Here is a 15,849-nt window from a genome sequence, read left to right on the forward strand (position 1 = left end):
AAAAACTGCTATGAAATTAAAATTCCTTTTACTAAGCTTAATCTTTTTCAGCATAATGTCTTGCGATGAGGATAATACCGATTACGAGTTTGTTACAGTTGCAACACCAGAATTAATGAGCATAGCTGCCTTTAGAAATTCTGTTGATATAGTTGCGCCAAAAAACATTGAGCAAGCTGGAAAAATTTATGCATATAACAATTACATTTTTGTAAATGATGTAAATAAAGGTGTTCATGTTATAGATAATACAAACCCAAAAGCGCCAAAGGCGATCAAATATATTAGGATTCCTGGTAACGAAGATATATCAGTAAAAGATAATTTTTTATATGCTGATAGTGCAACCGATTTATTAGTTTTTGATATTTCTGATATTAATTCGATTACTTTAATTGAGCGATTAGAAGACGTGTTTAAAGTTTATGATTTTCTAATTCCAGCTGAAGCAGATTTTATAAATTATGGTAATTTTAATTTTGAAACTGAAATAATTGTAGGTTGGACTATTGCTACAGAAAGACGTGAAAAAGTTGATGAATCTCAAATTGATGTTGTTTTTGATGGCGCTATGCTTAATAATGGGTCTAGCGAGTCTGTCACAGGGCAAGGAGGCTCATTAGCCCGTTTTCAAATTGTAGATAACTATTTATATACAGTTGGCTCACATGAAATGATAATTTTTAATATTAGCAATTTATCAGAACCAACATTTGTCAAATCTCAATACTCGGGAAATAATATAGAAACTTTATTTCAGGCTGAAGGATATTTATATATTGGTAGTACAGATGGGATGTATATTTACGATTTAGTGAATGCTGAAAGTCCGGCTTATGTGTCTGAATTTATTCATTGGACGGGTTGCGACCCCGTAGTTGTTGATGGAGATTATGCTTATTTAACTATTCGAGGAGGTAATAATTGTGGTGAGCAAGAAAGTGTATTGGAAGTTATCGATATAAGTGATAAATCTAATCCAACATTGTCTGGTAGATATCTGTTAGAGAACCCTTACGGTTTAGGTGTAAAAGGTGATATGCTTTTTGTTTGCGATGGAACAGCTGGGTTAAAACTATTTGATAAATCAGACCCGCTAAATATCGGTATGACAAAGAGTTTCAAAAATATTCAAGCAACAGATGTTATTCCATTAGAAAATACTTTAATAATGATAGGAGGAAAAACCTTGTATCAATACGAGTATGTTAATGATGGTGTAGAGCTTGTTAGCTCTTTTTCGTTGAATTAAAACTAGATCATATAAATTAAATAAAAAAGTCTGTACAAACATGTGCAGGCTTTTTTATTTATGAGGGAGAATATTTTTTGTTAAATCTATTAGAAAGTATTTACTTTGAAAACAGATACTAACCAAAACTTGAAAAATGAATACAATAACCAGTTTATTAGAAAAGATAGAACGTGCTAAAGAATTAGACTTTGGAAATATTTTTAGTGAATCCATCGAGTTATTTAAAAAGACATGGCTACAGGGGTTTTTACTGCAAATATTTACTTTATTGGTAATGATGCCTTTAATAATCGTGTTGTACTTACCTTTAATAGGAGTAGTAATAGCTCAACAAGAAAGCGGATATGCTAATCCAGATGCGTTTAACGAATTTTTTGCTGGTATGTCTATTTTGTATATTCTCTTTGTTTTTGTTGGTATTTTTGTTCTAGGTGCAATTTCTTTAGCCTTAAATGCTGCTTTTTTTAGAATGATGAAAACATTAGATTATAATGGGAAGGTAACTACTTCTGATTTTTTCTATTTTTTAAAAGGAAAGTACTTGAAGAAAACCTTTGTTTTAATGCTCATTTCTATTTTAATAGCTATTCCTTCTGCATTACTTTGCTATATTCCATTAATTTATCTAATGGTGCCTATGTCGTATTTTACAATTGTTTTTGCATTTAATTCTGAATTTAGTGTTGGAGATATTGTTAAATCTAGTTTTAAGTTAGGAAATAAAAAGTGGTTAATTTCTTTTGGATTACTTGTAGTAAGCTATGTATGTGTAATGATTGTAACAATGATAACTTGCGGAATTGGAGGTTTGTTTTTACAAATGTTTATCTTTCATCCATTATATTTAATTTATAAAAAAGTTGTTGGCTTTAACGAAACAAGTGCTATTGAGGAAATAGGAACTTCGGTAGAATAAAATTTATAGTGCAGTGCAAAAACCTGTTTTTAAAATGTTAAAAACAGGTTTTTTTATTTAAAATGTTCACAGATTATCCATAAAAAGTTACAGATAAACTTTTTTTCATATACATTTGTAGCTTCAAAAAATCAAGTATGGCGAAGAATTTAGTGATTGTAGAGTCACCAGCTAAGGCGAAAACTATTGAAAAATTTTTAGGAAAAGATTTTAAAGTTGAGTCTAGTTTTGGGCATATATCCGATTTACCTTCAAAGGAATTAGGGGTTGATGTTGATGGTGATTTTAGACCAAAATATGAAGTTTCTAAAGATAAAAAGGCAGTTGTAAAAAAACTGAAAGAATTAGCTAAAAAGGCAGAAATGGTTTGGCTAGCAAGTGATGAAGATCGTGAAGGAGAAGCTATTGCATGGCATTTAGCCGAGGCCTTAAAGTTAGATGCTGCCAAAACGAAGCGTATTGTTTTTCACGAAATTACTAAAACCGCTATTCAACGTGCCATAGAAAACCCAAGAGGTATAGATTATGATTTGGTTGATGCACAGCAAGCGCGCAGAGTGTTAGATAGGATTGTAGGTTACGAGCTGTCTCCAGTACTTTGGCGTAAAGTAAAAGGAGGTTTGTCAGCAGGTCGTGTACAATCTGTTTCGGTACGCTTAATTGTAGAGAAAGAGAGAGAAATACAAGGGTTTACACCTGTTGCATCTTATAGAGTCGATGCAGAATTTTCGAATGAAAACGGGCAAACATTTAAGGCAAAATTACCTAAGAATTTTTCAACAAAAGAAGAAGCTCAAAAATTTTTAGAGCAAAATGCTTCGGCATCATTTAAAGTTGCTGATTTACAAAAAAAACCTGCAAAGAAATCACCAGCGGCGCCATTTACAACATCTACATTACAACAAGAAGCATCACGTAAATTATATTTTTCCGTAAGTAAAACCATGACGATGGCACAACGCCTTTATGAAGCAGGTTTAATTACTTATATGAGAACAGATAGTGTTAATTTGTCTGATGAAGCTAGAAATGGAGCACAAACTGAAATAGAAAGTGCTTTTGGATCTAAATATAGTAAACCAAGAAATTATAAAGGAAAGTCAAAAGGTGCGCAAGAGGCTCACGAAGCCATTCGTCCAACTAATTTTGCAGTACATTCTGTAGATATTGATTATGATCAAGCTCGACTTTATGATTTAATTTGGAAACGTGCTATTGCGTCACAAATGAGTGAGGCAGAATTAGAGCGTACCAATGTAAAAATAAGTGCATCTACTCATAACGAAAATTTTACTGCAAACGGAGAGGTGATTACTTTTGATGGATTTTTAAAAGTGTATTTAGAAGGTACTGACGATGAAAATGTAGAGCAAGAAGGTATGTTGCCAGCAATGAGAATTAACGAAGCTTTACTTAATAATTACATAACGGCTACCGAACGATATACTCGCCCGCCAGCAAGATTTACTGAAGCTTCGTTGGTTAAAAAGTTAGAAGAATTAGGTATTGGTCGTCCATCAACCTATGCGCCAACTATTTCAACTATTCAAAATAGAAATTATGTTGAAAAAGGAGCAGTTGAAGGTGTAGAACGCGAATATTCTCAACTTACACTACAAGGAGGGGAAGTAAGATACAAAAAATTAAAAGAAAAAGTAGGGTCAGACAAGGGTAAACTTGTTCCTACTGATATAGGGATGATTGTAACAGATTTTTTAGTAAATCATTTTGAAAGTATTTTAGATTACAATTTTACAGCAAAAGTTGAAGCAGATTTTGATGATATTGCTGATGGGAAAGAAGATTGGACTAAAATGATGAAATTGTTTTACAAAGATTTTCATCCACAAGTTGAAGATGTAAAAGAAAATGCCGAAAGAGAATCTGGAGAGCGTATTTTAGGGAAGGACCCAAAAACAGGAAAACAAGTAAGTGTGCGTTTAGGGAAATTTGGACCAATGGTACAAATAGGAACAGTTGATGACGAAGAAAAACCTCAATTTGCAAGTTTAAGTCCAGATCAGCAACTAAATACTATTACATATGAGGAGGCTATGGATTTATTTCAGCTTCCAAAAAATTTAGGAACCTACGAAGGCGAAGAAATTCTTGTAAATAATGGGCGTTTTGGCCCGTATGTAAAGTTTGGATCTGCTTTTGTGTCATTACCAAAAGGGGTAGACCCATTAAGTGTTGAATTAGATGAAGCCATTGTTTTAATTAAAGAAAAACAAAAAGCAGATGCACCTATATATATGTATAACGATTTACCAGTGCAAAAAGGTAAAGGACGTTTTGGACCATTTATAAAATGGAACAATATGTTTATTAATGTGAACAAAAAGTACGATTGGGATAATTTATCTGATGATGATATTGTTGAATTAATTGAAACTAAAATTCAAAAAGAAATAGATAAAGTTATTCATAATTGGGAAGAAGAAGGTATACGTGTTGAAAAAGCACGTTGGGGAAGGCACAATGTTGTAAAAGGAAAAATAAAAGTAGAATTAGCGAAAACAATTGATGTTTCAGATATGACATTAGATGAAGCAAAAGCACTTATTGAAGCTAAAACACCTAAAAAGAAAAAGAAAGCAACTAAGAAAAAAGCAACTGCAAAAAAGAAATAATACATGAACTTTAATTTTCTGTCTCCTGTCTCAGATTTGGTGTTGGCGCATAATGAATTGCTTGCATCTCAGGCTTTAGGACGAAAACTTCGAATTCATTCTACCCAAAACGGAATCCCAGATTTAGAAGATGTCAATATTGCTATTCTTGGTGTTTTAGAGAATAGAAATGATGTTAATTATATAGGAGAAGAATTTCAACTTAATGAAATTCGGAAATCATTGTATGCTCTTTATCCAGGTAGTTGGAATACAACCATTGCAGACCTAGGCAATATTAATAAAGGGGAAAGTGTTGAAGATACTTATTTTGCAGTAAAAGAAGCTATTACTATATTAATTAAAAAGAAAATTATTCCTGTTATATTAGGTGGTTCACAAGATTTAACCTACGCCAATTATAGAGCTTATGATGCTTTAATACCTATGGTTAATATTGTAAATGTAGATAGCAAATTTGATTTAGGAGATTCTGCAAAGCCTATTAAGAATAATAGTTTTGTTGGAAAAATTATTTTAGACGAACCATATAATCTATTTAATTACGCAACTATAGGATATCAAACTTATTTTAATTCTCAAGAAGAAATAGATTTAATGGATAAGCTTTATTTTGAATCTTATAGATTAGGTCAAGTTTCAAAAGATATAACTATTGTTGAGCCCGCATTGCGCGATGCTAATATTGTAAGTATAGATTTAAATTCGGTTAGGGCATCAGAACTTAGTTTAAATCAAAAATATTCGCCTAACGGATTAGATGGGAAAGAAATTTGTGCTATTGCACGTTATGCAGGCATAAGTAATAAAGTATCATCGTTTGGGATATACGAATATAAACCATCGAAGGATGATGAAATTACATCGATGTTAATCTCTCAGATGATTTGGTATTTTATTGAAGGTGTTAATTTTAGAGTGAAAGATGATGATTTTTCAGATGAAAAAAGCTATCAAAAATTCATTACTTTAGTGGACGATCAAGAACTGGTGTTTTACAAGAGTATAAAAACAGGAAGATGGTGGATTGAGATTCCTTTTTTGTCTGAAATTAATAATAAATTGAAGAGACATACGTTATTACCTTGCATGCATCAAGATTATTTGGATGCTTGTAAAAATAAGATACCAAATCGTTGGTACAAGGCTTTTCAAAAGAATTGTATCTAGACGTGATTAACAAGGTCAAATAGTTGATTTCATCGTTTAAATGTATTTTTTTTACGATGAAATGTAATTTTTTTGTCAAAAAAGTTGTTTTTTTAAAAATATATAAATATGTTTACGCTCTCAAAAATGAAGCTTAAATAATTAACCTCGAGTTTTCTATGAATATGAAGAAGTTTATTTTATTAACCGCAGTATTAACATTATTAGCTAGTTGTGGCTCTAAAGATAGGGGAGAACTAGTAGGTGTTAAAGGTAAAAAATGGCACCCAGAAAAACCGTATGGAATGGAACTAGTTCCAGGCGGTGCATTTATTATGGGAAAAGCCGATGACGATCTTGCTGGAATACATGATGCTCCTGCAAAAACAGTTACTGTTAGAGCATTATATATGGATGCAACAGAAATAACTAATAGCGAGTACAGACAATTTGTTAATTGGGTAAGAGATTCTATAGTTAGAATGAAACTTGCAGTTTTAGCAGATGAGGTTGGAAAAATTCCAGAAGATGGAGGTATTGGTGAGTATGCTTTTAAAGATGCCGATACAGCAAATATGTCAGTTTACGAAAAATATATGTTTGAAAACTATACAGGTTTAGGACCAACTGGTTATGAGGGTAGAAAAATAAACCATGACGTAGATTTAATTTTCGATACTGATGAATATCCAGATGAGTACTATACTGAAGTTATGGATACTATGTATTTGCCATTAGAAGAGTCTTATAATGGGCAGCGTACTTGGGATGTTAAAAAGTTTAAGTTTCAATTCAGTCACATGGATATTCAAGAAGCTGCGAGAAACAGAGGTATAAAACGTAAAGATGTTATTATTAAAGAAGAAATAGAAGTATACCCAGACACAACAGTATGGATTAGAGATTTTGCCTATTCTTATAACGAACCAATGCATAACGATTATTTTTGGCATGATGCGTATAGCGAATATCCAGTTGTAGGTTTAACTTGGAAACAAGCTAAAGCATTTTGTGAGTGGAGAACAATTAATAAAAACTCATATCAAAAATCAAAAAGGGCAGCATTTGTAAATAGATTCAGATTACCATCTGAAGCTGAGTGGGAGTATGCCGCAAGAGGAGGTCTTCAAGCTGCAACATACCCATGGGGAGGGCCTTACACGAAAAGTGACAGAGGTTGTTTTATGGCAAACTTTAAACCAGTTCGTGGTGATTATGCTGCAGATCAAGCATTATATACTGTAGAAGCAAAATCTTATGAGCCAAATGATTATAATTTATATAATATGGCAGGTAATGTTTCAGAATGGGTAAATGCATCATACGATCCGAATTCTTACGAATATTCATCAACGATAAATCCAAGTGTAAACGATAACGATAATCAACGTAAAGTTGTAAGAGGAGGTTCTTGGAAAGATGTTGCTTACTATTTACAAGTAAGCTCAAGAGATTACGAATACGCAGATTCTGCAAGAAGTTATATAGGTTTCAGAACAGTACAAGATTACATGGGGACACAAGTAACAGGTAAGAAACCTTAATAATAAATTTAATCAAATCAATAATAATAAATACTATTAATTAACCTACTTAAGTATTACTACTTAAAATTAAAAACCGAAAAATTATGGCACAGTCAAGAGCAAGTAAAAGATTTATGAATATGGCTTACGGATTAGGAGCATCAATTGTAATTGTTGGAGCACTATTCAAAATTATTCATTTTGAAATTGGACCTTTAACAGGTAACGTTATGTTAACCTTAGGTTTAGTTACCGAAGCAATTATTTTTGCTATTTCAGCATTCGAACCAGTAGACGACGATTTAGATTGGTCGCTAGTGTATCCTGAATTAGCTGGAGGACAATCAGATAAAAACACAAAAGAAAACCCACAAGGTTTATTATCTAAAAAACTAGATGAGTTATTAAAAGATGCTAAAATTGATGGCGAATTAATGGCTAGTTTAGGAGATAGTATTAAAAACTTTGAAGGTGCTGCAAAGAATATATCTTCAACTGTAGATTCTGTTGAAGCTACTAAAAAGTATGGAGAAGAGTTAACATTAGCTGCTGCACAAATGGAGTCTTTAAATAGTCTTTATAAAGTACAATTAGAGAGTGTAAATAAACAAGCTTCAATTAACGAAGAGTCTATAGAGAATGCTGCTAAATTAAAAGAGCAAATGCAATCTTTAGCGTCTAATTTATCTTCATTAAATGGAGTATACGGTGGTATGTTAACTGCAATGAACAAAAACTAATTAGGGGTTAAGCCCAAATATTAATTAACCAAAAACCTAATTAGACATGGCAGGAGGAAATTTATCACCACGACAGAAAATGATTAATCTGATGTATTTAATATTTATAGCAATGCTAGCTTTAAATATGTCAAAAGAAGTGCTTTCAGCCTTCGGATTAATGAACGAAAAGCTTACTGAATCTAACGAAGCAACCTCATTACGTAATAAAAGTTTTGTTGCAAGCTTAGACCAAAAAGCAGCAGATCAACCTGAGAAATATGCACCATTAAAATCTAAAGCAGATCAAATTGATGCCTTGGCAAAAAAGTTTGATACTTATATAGAAGATTTAAAGACAAAGATGACTGCCAAACTTGATGATCCAACCGATTATGAGATTATGGATAAAGGAGATTATCTTGATGAAAACTTTTTCAAAGGAGATAAGCTCAAGGAAGAAGGGCAAGAGTTTTTAAACCAAATCGCATCATTTAGAGATGGTGTTACGGCATTATTGGCAAATGAAGACGGTATGGAAGATGTTGTTAAGGACGTGCAAAATAAGTTTAGTACAGAAGATGTTCGTAATAGAGATAATGTTAAGCAAAGTTGGTTAGATTATCACTATAAAGGGTTTCCTTTAGTGGCATCTTTAACTAAAATGACACAGCTTCAAGCTGATGTTAAAACCACTGAATCTGAAGTGTTATCTAAAATGCTAGAAGGAGAGCTTGGTAAACAAGTTTCTATGACAAACTATACAACATTAATGGAAACTTCAAAATCAGCTTACTTTAACGGCGAGCAATTTGATGGACAAATTGTATTAGGTCGTAAAGATGCTTCTACAAAACCAAAAAGAGTTGAACTAACTTTAGATGGAAGACCATTAACTGAAAATCAATATTCTATTGAAGATGGTAAAGTAAAATTGAAAATAGGAACTGGTGGTGTTGGCGAGCATAAAATTGAAGGTAACTTGTTTTTTGGTGAAGGTGGAGAGGAAATTCCAGTGCCAGTTAACTCTTCATTCGCAACGGTAGCTAAACCAAATTCAGCAACCATTTCAGCAGATAAAATGAATGTAGTGTACAGAGGTGTTAAAAACCCAATGACTATTTCGTTTGCAGGGATTCCAGATAATAAAGTAAATGCTAGTGCGCAAGGTTTATCAAGAAAATCGGGTAGTAGCTATGTAATGGATGCTACAAGAATTCAAGGTAGAGAAGTTACTATTAATGTTACAGGTACATTACCAGATGGAGGTAGAGTTAGTGATAATGCGAAGTTTAGAATTAAAGATTTACCAAAACCAACAGGTACAGTAAGAGGAGAAGATGGTGCATTAAAAATGCAAAAAAATAGCCTTACTATTTCGACTATTGGTGCAAAATTTGATGATTTCGATTTCGAATTACCATTACGTGTTACAGGGTTTAAATTTAAAGTTCCTGGACAACCTACAATAAATGTTAAAGGAAACAAGTTAGATAGTAGAGCAAAAGGAGCTTTACGTAAAGCTAAGCGTGGTTCTGGAGTTCAAATATTTGATATTGAAGCTAAAGCCAGTGGTGTTAGTGTGATACTTAAAAAAGTATCTCCAGTATTTATTGAGCTTACAAACTAGAATATTGGGTTAAACCCTAATAATTAAAAAGTAAAAGAAATGAATTTAAAAAGTTTTTTATTAACCGCAGTAACTGTTTTTACAGTGTCTGGTGTATTTGCACAAGCAAACATATTAAACGCTAAAAGTCCAGATGAAATTGGAGTAAGAACAGACGCGCAAAAAGCAGTCGATAATGATAAACCATTAGAGTATGGTTATGTTGACGATAGAGATGTTCTTTTTTCTAAAATGGTTTGGGAAAAGGTTGTTCTTGATGAGCGCTCTAACTTTCCACTTTACTATCCTATAGATACTAATAACATTGGTAGTGATAGACGTTCATTGTACGATGTACTTATGAAGAGTGTGAAAGATGGAAAAATAAAAAACATTTATGATGATTCTTATTTTACGACTAAAAGAACTTTAAAAGATATTGAAGCTGCTTTAACAATGATTGATACTACAGAATTAGGTATTGAGCAATTAAATGCAGGTGAAGAATTGTCTCCTGAGTATATTAACAGACGTGATATTACAGCGGCAGATATTAAAGAATATCATATAAAAGGACTTTGGTATTTTGATAAGCGACAAGCTGAAATGAAATACAGGTTATTAGGAATTGCACCAGTTGCACCAGATGTGAATTTTATTGATACAGACGAGCCAGATTTAGTACCTCTTTTTTGGGTATTCTTCCCAGATGCTAGAGAAGTATTACATGAAGCAAAATCGTTTAACAATGAGAATAGTTCTATTCCTTTTTCTTTCGATCATATATTGAATTCTAGACGTTTTCATGGCTATATTTATAGAGAAGAAAATGTACAAGGCGATAGAAAAATTAGTGAATATGTATCTCAAAATGCATTAATGCAATTATTAGAATCTGAACGAATTAAAGATAAAATTCGTGATTTTGAACTAGATATGTGGACATATTAGGTCCCACAACATAATAAAATAAAAACACTCACTTTTAGTGGGTGTTTTTTTTGTTTCTTTTTGCCGTTCTGTATTACGATGCAGAATCCATTTTTTATCTTCGCAACAAATGCAAGTAGATTATATAGTAGTAGGTATTGGTTTAGCAGGAATTAGTTTTTGTGAACAATTAAAAGCTAATAACAAAACATTTGCGATTTTTGACAATAAATCACAACAATCGTCTGTGGTTGCTGGTGGATTATATAATCCTGTGGTGTTAAAGCGTTTTACATCTGTTTGGAAAAGTAAAGAGCAATTACAAAAGGCGTTGCCTATGTATGCCAATTTGGAAAATGAACTAAACGTAAAGTTAGATTATAAAATACCTGTATATCGAAAATTCGCATCGCTTGAAGAGCAAAACGATTGGTTTGCTGCTTCTGATAAACCAAAGCTTTCTGAATATCTTTCAACAAGTATTATTAAAAATGAAAATAATGCTATTGAGGCACCTTTTGGTTTTGGCGAAGTATTGCAAACGGGTAGAATTGATGTTAAGTGTTTAATTGAATCTTATAAAAAGCAACTGTTAAAAGATAAGCTGCTTTTTAATGAAGTTTTAAATTATGATGCTATTGAAGTTTTAAAAAACAGAATTCAATATAAAGATATTAAGGCTAAGTATATTGTATTTGCTGAAGGCTTTGGTGTTACTCAGAATCCTTTTTTTAATGATCTACCATTAGTACCAACAAAGGGAGAATTATTAACGATACATGCTCCAGATTTAAAGATTAATTTTGTGTTGAAAGCTGGTGTTTTTTTAATTCCTTTAAAAGATGACTTGTATATTGTTGGAGCTACTTACGAATGGGGTGACACAACTAATAAAACTACAGATAAAGCCAAAGAAGAATTATTAAGTAAGCTTGAAAGGCTAATAAAGTGCCCGTTTAAAGTTGTTAATCACGTTGCAGGTGTAAGACCAACCGTTAAGGACAGACGCCCGCTAGTTGGACAACATGCAACACATAAAAGCATGTATGTGTTAAACGGATTGGGAACACGTGGTGTTATGATTGGACCTTATGTGGCTCAACAGCTTTATAATTTTATTGAAAGGGATACCTCTTTAGAAACAGATATTGATATTAAGCGTTTTAATTTGCGTTAAGGATTGCAATGAAAATCCTCTTTGTGAGTAACGAGCAAAAAGATTGTAATGGAAAGCCTGACCTGATAGGGTAACGCCCAAAAAAAATTATTTTTTAGCCAAACCCTTATCGTAATGCATAAAAAAGTTAATCCAAATATTTCTTGAAAGACGTAAAATAACAGGCATAAAAATAATTAACGTGGCTACTATTGAGATAAAAATCGCATTTATTCCTGCGTTAAAAACAAAAAAGGAAATAACGAAAGCAGCAGTAGCAAATGCTATACCAACAGGGTAGCTTACGTACATTGAGCCATAGAAAAAAGAAGGCTCAATTTTGTATTTAGTACCACAATTAGAACAATTTTCGTTCATACTTAGAGCTTCGGAAAGTATATACGGATTCTTGTTTTTAAACATAGATTCTTCATGACATTTAGGACAAGACCCTGTAAAAATGCTATATATTTTTGTTCCTTTTTTAAACATAATATTTGTGTATTTTTGCAAGCGCAATTAATAGGACAAAAGTAAGTTTTTAATAATTAAAGTTCTGTTATATAAGTTACATTTCTATGATGAATATTCATAATTTATCGATTTCATTTCAAGGCGAATACTTGTTTGAGGATATCACTTTTAAACTTGGTAATGGTGATAGGATAGGTCTTATTGGAAAAAATGGTGCAGGGAAATCGACAATGCTTAAAATTTTATCAAAAGAAATGGAGCCAGATTCTGGTCAAATTGCAGCAGATAAAGAGCTAAAGATTGGGTTTTTAAAGCAAGATATTGATTTTGTTTTGGGTAGAACAGTACTTGAAGAAGCCTACGAAGCATTTACCGAAATTAAGGAGTTAGAGGCTAAAATGGAAGCCGTAAATACCCAAATGGCTGAGAGAACTGATTATGAGAGTGCTGGGTACCATCAATTAATGATTGATATAAACGAGCTTCAACATCAATACGAAATTTTAGGTGGTTATAATTATCAGGGTGATACAGAAAAGATTTTACAAGGTCTTGGTTTTAAGCGAGGAGATTTTAATAAACTAACTGATACATTTTCTGGTGGATGGCGTATGCGTATCGAACTCGCAAAACTCCTTCTTCAGAATAATGATATATTATTATTAGATGAGCCCACAAATCACTTAGATATTGAATCTATTATTTGGCTAGAAGGGTTTTTGAAAAATTATCCAGGTGCTGTGGTAATTGTATCTCACGATAAAATGTTTTTAGATAACGTAACTAATAGAACTATTGAAATATCTTTAGGCAGAATTTACGATTACCCTAAACCCTATACTAAGTATTTAGTGCTTCGTGAAGAGTTAAGAACTCAGCAATTAGCATCTCAAAAAAATCAGCAAAAACAAATAGAGCAAACAGAGCGGCTTATTGAGAAGTTTAGAGCAAAAGCATCAAAGGCAACTATGGCGCAATCGCTTATAAAAAAGCTTGATAAGATTGATAGAATTGAAGTTGATGAAGATGATAACAGCGTTATGACACTTAATTTTCCGGTGTCAATTACTCCAGGGAAAGTAGCGGTTGAAGCTGAAGACATTTCGAAAAATTATGGAGATAACCAAGTTTTAAAACAAATTAGTTTACTCATTGAGCGCGATAGTAAAACCGCTTTTGTTGGACAAAATGGTCAAGGTAAATCTACATTAGCCAAAATTATTGTTGGCGATATAAAGTATGATGGGTATTTAAAACTAGGGCATAATGTACAGATTGGATATTTTGCTCAAAATCAAGCAGAGTATTTAGATGGAAACAAAACGGTACATGATACCATGATTGATGCCGCTAATGAAACAAATAGGAGTAAAGTTCGCGATATTTTAGGCTCATTTTTATTTAGAGGGGAAGAGGTAGATAAGTATGTTCGTGTGTTATCCGGAGGTGAGCGTAACCGATTGGCTTTGGCAAAGCTAATGCTACAACCATTTAATGTTTTAATAATGGATGAACCCACAAATCACCTAGATATTAAGTCTAAAAATGTTTTAAAAGAAGCTTTAAAAAGATTTGAAGGAACTTTAATTTTAGTGTCTCACGATCGTGATTTTTTACAAGGTTTAACAAATAGAGTTTACGAGTTTAAAGATCATAAAATAAAAGAATATTTAGGTGATATAGACTATTATTTAGATCAACGTAAAGTTGAAAATTTACGTGAAGTGGAAAAACGTACCGTTGTAAAGGAAACGCCTAAGGTAAAAAAACAACAATCGTACGAAGACCAGAAAAAGATAAAATCTCTAAATAATAAATTAAGCAATGTTGAGTCTAAAATTAATCAGTTAGAACGAGAGATTAAAGCCATTGATGTTTCGCTAGAGATTAATTATGAGGAAGTAACATCTCAACCTAATTTTTTCGATGATTATCAAAAAAAGAAGTCTGATTTAGAAAGCTTTATGCAAAAATGGGAAGATATTCAGCTTGAAATTGAGCAGTACACCGATTAGAAATGTTAAAATTTAGTGCATTTCGTCGAATAAAATAGTTTTTAGTCTGGTTATAGCCTACTTTCGTAGGAGAATTAATCCCAAATTTATTCAAAATGAAGACTTTTAAACTTATAGTTGTATGCTTTTTAGTATCGGCATATTCTTTTGCTAATATTTCCTCAAACGAAAAAGAAGCATTATTAGCCTTATACAATTCAACAAAAGGTAGTGAATGGAACTCAACTTGGGACCTTAGTGCATCTATCGATTCTTGGTATGGTGTAACAGTTGAGAATGGTAAAATTGTAGAAATTAATTTACCTTTTAACAATCTTCAAGGAACATTACCTCAAGAAATAGGGAACCTTGTTTCTTTACGAAAATTAAATTTTGGTTTCAATAAATTAGAAGGAAAGATTCCAACAGAATTAGCAAATTTAAAAGAGTTAACTTCTTTAGAATTGTTTATGAATAGTTTTGAAGGAGAAATACCAACAGAACTTGGTAGCTTAAAAAAATTAGAATCATTAAAATTATATAGCAATAAGCTTACGGGTAATATTCCAATGTCATTAATGAGTTTAACAAACTTAAAGGAACTTTTATTAGGAAGTAACTTTTTAACAGGAACTATTCCTAACCAAATTTATGCTTTATCAAAATTAGAAAAGCTAAGTGTTATGGATAATAAAATGGATGGAGAGATACCTGTTGAAATTGCACAATTATCTCAGTTACAAGAATTATTATTATCAAGTAATAAATTTACTGGCGACTTACCAATGGAGTTTATGAATTTAACAAAGTTAAATACGTTTATGGTAAGCGATAATAATTTAAACCAAGAATACATAAGTGTATCTGGAAAGAATCCACCTAGTTTAATGCATTTAGAATTACAAAATGCAACAGCAACAATGGATATTGAAAAAGATTAGTTAGAGTGAAGTTTTTCATAAATTAGTAAAATAGATAACAATAACTTGTTATCTATTTTTTTTGACCTTATTTTAAATGAAAGAACATTATTTTACTTGCCCGTATTGTTGGGAAAACATATCGATGCTAATAGATAATTCGGTTTCTAAGCAAACTTATATTGAAGATTGTGAAGTGTGTTGTAATCCTATTCAGGTTTCTGTACACTTTTCAAATTCAGAATTAATAGATTTTCAAGTAGATAGCATTGAGCAATAATTTTTTTGTTTTTTATGTTTGTTAAAGTTAAAAAGGGTTGTATATTTGCAGTCCGAAATGATTTGGTCGGCATTATGAACCGAGAGTTAAAAGCTAAGTAAATTATTTTGTTATTATATCGCGGGATAGAGCAGTAGGTAGCTCGTCGGGCTCATAACCCGAAGGTCACTGGTTCGAGTCCAGTTCCCGCTACTAAGTAAAGCCTTCAGCCTTTGGTTGGAGGTTTTTTTATTATGAGCGAGAAAGTACTCTATTTTAGAGAAGACTTTATAAGTTTAGTAATTATAA

The 15,849-nt window shown here is 32.1% G+C and carries 13 protein-coding genes and 1 tRNA gene; 13 read left to right on the plus strand and 1 reads right to left on the minus strand.

Annotated features, from left to right (window positions below):
• Nucleotides 1–10: 10 nt before the first annotated feature.
• From M3P09_RS11930 to M3P09_RS11970, 9 genes are all read left to right on the plus strand, one after another.
• Nucleotides 11–1,252 (plus strand): LVIVD repeat-containing protein, encoded by a 1,242-nt coding sequence (locus tag M3P09_RS11930; protein WP_249973285.1) that lies wholly within the window; start codon nt 11–13, stop codon nt 1,250–1,252.
• 136 nt (nt 1,253–1,388) lie between these two features.
• Nucleotides 1,389–2,171, plus strand: coding sequence for a hypothetical protein (locus tag M3P09_RS11935; RefSeq protein ID WP_249973287.1), 783 nt, complete (start codon nt 1,389–1,391; stop codon nt 2,169–2,171).
• A 137-nt stretch (nt 2,172–2,308) separates the two neighbouring features.
• Complete coding sequence (gene topA, locus M3P09_RS11940; protein ID WP_249973288.1) at nt 2,309–4,804, plus strand: type I DNA topoisomerase; 2,496 nt, start codon at nt 2,309–2,311, stop codon at nt 4,802–4,804.
• A 3-nt stretch (nt 4,805–4,807) separates the two neighbouring features.
• A complete protein-coding gene (locus tag M3P09_RS11945; RefSeq protein ID WP_099563790.1) occupies nt 4,808–5,974 on the plus strand; it encodes a formimidoylglutamase in 1,167 nt (388 codons plus the stop codon).
• Nucleotides 5,975–6,138: 164 nt separating this feature from the next.
• On the plus strand, nt 6,139–7,497 hold the full coding sequence (gene porK, locus M3P09_RS11950) for a T9SS ring complex lipoprotein PorK/GldK (RefSeq protein ID WP_199099648.1): 1,359 nt from the start codon (nt 6,139–6,141) through the stop codon (nt 7,495–7,497).
• 86 nt (nt 7,498–7,583) lie between these two features.
• A complete protein-coding gene (porL, locus tag M3P09_RS11955; RefSeq protein WP_099563788.1) occupies nt 7,584–8,219 on the plus strand; it encodes a type IX secretion system motor protein PorL/GldL in 636 nt (211 codons plus the stop codon).
• A gap of 46 nt (nt 8,220–8,265) precedes the next feature.
• The gene (gene porM / locus M3P09_RS11960) at nt 8,266–9,828 is read left to right on the plus strand and encodes a type IX secretion system motor protein PorM/GldM (RefSeq protein WP_249973290.1); all 1,563 of its coding nucleotides are present in this window, start codon (nt 8,266–8,268) and stop codon (nt 9,826–9,828) included.
• A 39-nt stretch (nt 9,829–9,867) separates the two neighbouring features.
• The gene (gene porN, locus M3P09_RS11965) at nt 9,868–10,758 is read left to right on the plus strand and encodes a type IX secretion system ring subunit PorN/GldN (RefSeq protein ID WP_249973291.1); all 891 of its coding nucleotides are present in this window, start codon (nt 9,868–9,870) and stop codon (nt 10,756–10,758) included.
• 109 nt (nt 10,759–10,867) lie between these two features.
• Nucleotides 10,868–11,914 carry an NAD(P)/FAD-dependent oxidoreductase gene (locus tag M3P09_RS11970; RefSeq protein ID WP_249973293.1) on the plus strand — a complete coding sequence of 349 codons (1,047 nt, stop codon included), beginning with the start codon at nt 10,868–10,870 and terminating at the stop codon, nt 11,912–11,914.
• Nucleotides 11,915–12,001: 87 nt separating this feature from the next.
• Here M3P09_RS11970 and M3P09_RS11975 read toward each other — a convergent pair whose 3' ends face one another.
• Nucleotides 12,002–12,385 carry a DUF983 domain-containing protein gene (locus tag M3P09_RS11975; protein WP_099563784.1) on the minus strand — a complete coding sequence of 128 codons (384 nt, stop codon included), beginning with the start codon at nt 12,383–12,385 and terminating at the stop codon, nt 12,002–12,004.
• Nucleotides 12,386–12,471: 86 nt separating this feature from the next.
• Between M3P09_RS11975 and M3P09_RS11980 the strand changes: the two genes are divergently transcribed.
• From M3P09_RS11980 to M3P09_RS11995, 4 genes are all read left to right on the plus strand, one after another.
• Nucleotides 12,472–14,382, plus strand: coding sequence for an ABC-F family ATP-binding cassette domain-containing protein (locus M3P09_RS11980; RefSeq protein ID WP_249973294.1), 1,911 nt, complete (start codon nt 12,472–12,474; stop codon nt 14,380–14,382).
• Nucleotides 14,383–14,477: 95 nt separating this feature from the next.
• Nucleotides 14,478–15,302: a Two component regulator three Y domain protein gene (locus tag M3P09_RS11985; protein ID WP_099563782.1), complete on the plus strand. Its 825-nt coding sequence runs from the start codon at nt 14,478–14,480 to the stop codon at nt 15,300–15,302.
• 76 nt (nt 15,303–15,378) lie between these two features.
• Complete coding sequence (locus tag M3P09_RS11990; protein WP_249973296.1) at nt 15,379–15,561, plus strand: CPXCG motif-containing cysteine-rich protein; 183 nt, start codon at nt 15,379–15,381, stop codon at nt 15,559–15,561.
• A gap of 119 nt (nt 15,562–15,680) precedes the next feature.
• Nucleotides 15,681–15,753: transfer RNA gene (locus M3P09_RS11995), tRNA-Met, on the plus strand.
• The last annotated feature ends 96 nt before the right edge of the window (nt 15,754–15,849 follow it).

The organism is Jejuia spongiicola (assembly GCF_023502325.1).
In the GTDB taxonomy this organism is placed as follows: domain Bacteria; phylum Bacteroidota; class Bacteroidia; order Flavobacteriales; family Flavobacteriaceae; genus Wocania_A; species Wocania_A spongiicola.

Coding starts and splice junctions, on each gene's coding strand:
- M3P09_RS11930 (WP_249973285.1), top strand. CDS start 11: ATGAAATTAAAATTCCTTTTACTAAGCTTAATCTTTTTCAGCATAATG.
- M3P09_RS11935 (WP_249973287.1), top strand. CDS start 1,389: ATGAATACAATAACCAGTTTATTAGAAAAGATAGAACGTGCTAAAGAA.
- topA (WP_249973288.1), top strand. CDS start 2,309: ATGGCGAAGAATTTAGTGATTGTAGAGTCACCAGCTAAGGCGAAAACT.
- M3P09_RS11945 (WP_099563790.1), top strand. CDS start 4,808: ATGAACTTTAATTTTCTGTCTCCTGTCTCAGATTTGGTGTTGGCGCAT.
- porK (WP_199099648.1), top strand. CDS start 6,139: ATGAAGAAGTTTATTTTATTAACCGCAGTATTAACATTATTAGCTAGT.
- porL (WP_099563788.1), top strand. CDS start 7,584: ATGGCACAGTCAAGAGCAAGTAAAAGATTTATGAATATGGCTTACGGA.
- porM (WP_249973290.1), top strand. CDS start 8,266: ATGGCAGGAGGAAATTTATCACCACGACAGAAAATGATTAATCTGATG.
- porN (WP_249973291.1), top strand. CDS start 9,868: ATGAATTTAAAAAGTTTTTTATTAACCGCAGTAACTGTTTTTACAGTG.
- M3P09_RS11970 (WP_249973293.1), top strand. CDS start 10,868: ATGCAAGTAGATTATATAGTAGTAGGTATTGGTTTAGCAGGAATTAGT.
- M3P09_RS11975 (WP_099563784.1), bottom strand. CDS start 12,385: ATGTTTAAAAAAGGAACAAAAATATATAGCATTTTTACAGGGTCTTGT.
- M3P09_RS11980 (WP_249973294.1), top strand. CDS start 12,472: ATGATGAATATTCATAATTTATCGATTTCATTTCAAGGCGAATACTTG.
- M3P09_RS11985 (WP_099563782.1), top strand. CDS start 14,478: ATGAAGACTTTTAAACTTATAGTTGTATGCTTTTTAGTATCGGCATAT.
- M3P09_RS11990 (WP_249973296.1), top strand. CDS start 15,379: ATGAAAGAACATTATTTTACTTGCCCGTATTGTTGGGAAAACATATCG.